Origin of the sequence: Arcobacter sp. F2176 (genome assembly GCF_004116465.1) — a bacterium.
Lineage (GTDB): Bacteria > Campylobacterota > Campylobacteria > Campylobacterales > Arcobacteraceae > Arcobacter > Arcobacter siniprincipis.
The window spans coordinates 1-424 of record NZ_PDJV01000074.1 but is presented as its reverse complement, the minus strand read 5'-3'; the positions used below and the strand labels follow the sequence as shown (position 1 = coordinate 424).

Here is a 424-nt window from a genome sequence, read left to right as displayed (position 1 = left end):
ACATAAGAAGTTGACGAGGATCTTCTAATCCCATTTCACGACAACGAGCTTCTTCTTCTTCGTTCATTGGAACTAAGCGAGCTTGCATTTCACCTTCAAGGCACTTTAATGCTGCTGCAGAAATAACACCTTCTGGAGCTCCGCCAATACCTACGAATAAGTCGATACCCGTTCCAGGTAGTGCTGTTGCGATTGACGCACCAACATCACCGTCACCAAATAATTTTACGCGTGCACCTTTTGCACGAACACGGTCAATAATATCTTGATGACGCTCACGTTCTTGAACGATAACTGTTAGATCACGAATCTTTTTATTGTTAGCTTCTGCTACAATTTCAATTGTTTTTTCAATTGGATCATCTAAGCTAATTTTACCAGCTGCTTTTGGACCAACCGCGATTTTTTCCATGTACATATCAGG

The 424-nt window shown here is 41.5% G+C and carries 1 protein-coding gene; it reads right to left on the bottom strand.

The window, feature by feature from the left end:
• Positions 1 to 412, bottom strand: a 412-nt coding sequence (locus CRU95_RS16230) for a fructose-bisphosphatase class II (protein ID WP_258238756.1), incomplete at its 3' end; no start/stop codon positions are given.
• Positions 413 to 424: the final 12 nt, after the last annotated feature.